3 protein-coding genes are annotated in these 3,393 nt (G+C 38.4%); all 3 read left to right on the forward strand.

Going from position 1 to position 3,393, the window contains the following annotated elements; translation table 11 throughout:
- Positions 1–3: 3 nt before the first annotated feature.
- The 3 genes from GBI16_RS17765 to GBI16_RS17775 are packed head-to-tail and all read left to right on the forward strand — an operon-like array spanning position 4 to position 3,372.
- Positions 4–1,284 (forward strand): cation transporter, encoded by a 1,281-nt coding sequence (locus GBI16_RS17765; RefSeq protein ID WP_005253114.1) that lies wholly within the window; start codon positions 4–6, stop codon positions 1,282–1,284.
- An 11-nt stretch (positions 1,285–1,295) separates the two neighbouring features.
- Positions 1,296–1,553: a FeoA family protein gene (locus GBI16_RS17770; RefSeq protein ID WP_005401419.1), complete on the forward strand. Its 258-nt coding sequence runs from the start codon at positions 1,296–1,298 to the stop codon at positions 1,551–1,553.
- The gene (locus GBI16_RS17775) at positions 1,543–3,372 is read left to right on the forward strand and encodes a ferrous iron transporter B (RefSeq protein ID WP_151707588.1); all 1,830 of its coding nucleotides are present in this window, start codon (positions 1,543–1,545) and stop codon (positions 3,370–3,372) included. Before GBI16_RS17770 ends, GBI16_RS17775 begins: the two co-directional genes overlap by 11 nt.
- Positions 3,373–3,393 lie beyond the last annotated feature (21 nt).

A 3,393-nucleotide genomic window follows, 5' to 3' on the forward strand; every position in this document is an offset into this window, starting at 1 on the left:
ATTATGAGTGGTTGTGGATGTAGTAAAGAAACACCATGCGAAGATAAGAAATCTCAACAAGAAAATCATCCATCAATTGCAGAAGCAAACAATTCAAAGAATTGTGATAATACGCTTAGCTGTTGTGGTGAAGAGGAAGAAAAAAAATCTTCATCTCCTTGCTGTAACACTTCAAACAGTTGTGAAGATACCGCTCAATCCTGTTGTGGTTCTGATCCCAAAGAAAATTTAAGCACTGAAGACGTTTTAAAAGATTCGCACTACATGAGTGAATACTTAGTTCCCAAAATGGATTGTTCTGCGGAAGAACAGATGGTTCGTATGGCGCTATCTTCAATTGATGGTGTTCAAAAACTCATCTTTGATTTACCTAACCGGTCTTTAAAGGTTCTACATAATCAAAAAGATGAAAATATAACTACCAAACTTGAAGCTTTGGGTTTTGGTGCAAAGCTTGTGAAGACTGAAACTTATATAAGCAATCAACAAGCTAAGCAAACAAGTACCTATACCATTCCTAAAATGGATTGCTCTGCTGAAGAGCAAATGGTCCGTATGGCTCTTGCAGATATTGAAGCAGTTAAAGGTCTTACTTTTGATCTTCCCAATCGAAAACTGAAAGTCTTCCATAATGAAGGGAGTCAGCAAATTACGGCCAAACTTGAAGGACTGGGTTTTGGGGCGAAACTTGATGAAACACAGCTTTCTTCAGGCGATATACCTAATGAACCTGATCCTGTGAGACAAGCTAAAGTACTTAAACTGTTATTAGGCATTAATGCTCTACTTTTCTTTATAGAATTCATCAGCGGAATTATTGCTGCGTCTACAGGATTGATTGCTGATTCTCTAGATATGTTTGCCGATGCAGCCGTTTATGGTATTGCGCTATATGCCGTCGGAAAAGCTGCGAAATATCAAGTGAAAGCAGCCCATTTCGCAGGTTGGATTCAGTTATTACTTGCTGTCATCGTGATTATTGATGTCATTAGACGATTCATGTTTGGAAGCGAGCCAGAATCAACGCTCATGATTGTTATTGGCCTGCTCGCACTTATAGCTAACGTGACATGCTTATATCTTATTTCTGGTCATCGAGAAGATGGCGCACATATGAAAGCCAGTTGGATTTTCTCGGCGAATGACGTTGTCGTAAATATGGGCGTTATATTTGCCGGTGTACTCGTGGCGTGGACCGGATCAGCTTACCCAGACTTAATCATTGGCATACTGGTTTCTTTATTCGTACTCAATGGTGCACGAAAAATTTTGGCATTGAAATGAGAGTACTAAAAATGAATCTATTTGAAGTTAAACAAAATCAGATTGTCAAAATCATCGATCTAAAAAAAGGTAATCAATACAGTCATACCACTGATCCCGTATTGGAACGACTCCAACTACTAGGTTTTAGAGTGGGTGAGTCTCTACAAGTACTCGCTAAAGGTCTTTTTGGTGGAGACCCTGTATTAGTTCAAATTGAAACTTCAAGATTTGCTTTAAGAAAGAACGAAGCTGAACGCATTTTTGTAGAGATCATCAATGAACACTAAAAATATTGCACTTATTGGTAATCCCAATTGCGGTAAAACTTCACTTTTTAACACCCTTACAGGTACTCGTCAAAAAGTTGCCAACTATGCTGGGGTTACTGTTGAAAGAAAGGAAGGTTCTTTTAAATTACCTTCTGGTGATACAGTACGAGTATTAGACTTACCCGGAACTTATAGTTTAAAACCTAGCAGTTTAGATGAAGAAGTCACTAGAGCAGTTTGTTTTGGTGAGCTAAAAGGTGAAGTTTTACCTGACATATTTGTATGCGTTGTAGATGCCACAAATCTCAGCTTACATTTGAGCTTAGTTCTTGAAGTTCGTGCTCTAAACAGGCCTATGCTTCTTGTATTAAACATGATGGATGAGGTCAAGAAGCGTGGTATATCCATTGATAAGGATAAGCTCTCTCAATCGTTAGGTATCCCTGTAGTTGAATCTGTCGCTGTCAAAACTAAAGGGATTCAAGATTTAATTAATCAGTTAGATCAAAAAAATCTTTTTGTTGCCCCTTATCATTCTGAATTAGATCACTTTGAACAGATCAAGCAAATCACCAAACAAGTCATTTTAAATAATGACAGTGGTGACAAAAGAACTGCGTTTCTAGATAAGATTTTTCTACATCCTGTACTGGGTTTGGTAATCTTAGCTTTAACCATGTTTGTGATGTTCCAAGCGGTATTTATATGGGCCACACCATTTATTGAATTCATTGAAAATTTTGTGGTCTGGCTTAGTGATTCTATTGGCCCCCTCATTCAGCATCCATTATTAAGAAGCTTAGTCGTTGATGGCGTAATTGCTGGTGCAGGTAGCGTACTTGCATATATGCCCCAAATTCTGATTTTATTCTTCTTCATTTTAATGCTCGAAGAATCAGGCTACTTGCCACGGGCAGCATTTCTGTTAGATAAATTAATGTCTAAAGCAGGCCTTAGTGGGCGTTCATTTATTCCTTTGCTATCTAGCTTTGCCTGCGCTATTCCCGGAATTATGGCAACCAGAAGCATTAGCTCTGAACGGGATCGATTAGCGACAATTATGATTGCACCCTTGATGACCTGTTCAGCAAGATTGCCAGTATATGCTTTATTAATCGCTGCCTTTATTCCAAACCAATTGATCTATGGCTGGTTAAGTCTGCAAGGATTGGTCCTTTTTGGTCTTTATATGTCGGGAATAGTATCTGCGTTATTAGTTTCACTCTTTCTGAAATTAGTTCGTAAAGATAAAACTGAAAGTATTTTTATTTTTGAACTTCCTACCTATCGAATTCCAGATATTAGAAACATTGCATTAGGTTTGTATGATAGAGCGAGCATTTTCTTAAAACGAGTTGGTGGCATTATCGTGGCACTGTCTATCCTGTTATGGGTACTTGTTACTTTCCCTCAACCACCAGATAATGCAAGCATGCCGGCCATTAACTATAGTTTAGCTGGTCAGTTAGGACATTTAATTCATCCTATATTTGCGCCTATTGGGTTTACATGGGAAATATGTATTGCACTCATTCCTGCTATGGCAGCAAGGGAAGTTGTAATTGCTGCTCTTGGGGTGATTTATGCGATGTCAGGTGATGAAGATACAGTAACTCAAAGTCTGTTAAGTCAAATTTCAGGCCCGGATGGATGGGGGTTAGCCACAGGTTTATCATTATTGGTATGGTTTATTTTTGCTCCCCATTGTCTTGCTACGTTAGCAACAATTAGACGAGAAACTGGCAGCTGGAAACAGCCCATCATTATGGCAACTTATTTGTTTGCATTAGCCTACATCTTTTCATTCATCACATATCAAGTTGCGAGTAAGTTTTAATTAGCAAATGAATAAAAGAGG

The sequence above is a fragment of the Acinetobacter sp. TUM15064 genome (genome assembly GCF_008980265.1).
Lineage (GTDB): Bacteria > Pseudomonadota > Gammaproteobacteria > Pseudomonadales > Moraxellaceae > Acinetobacter.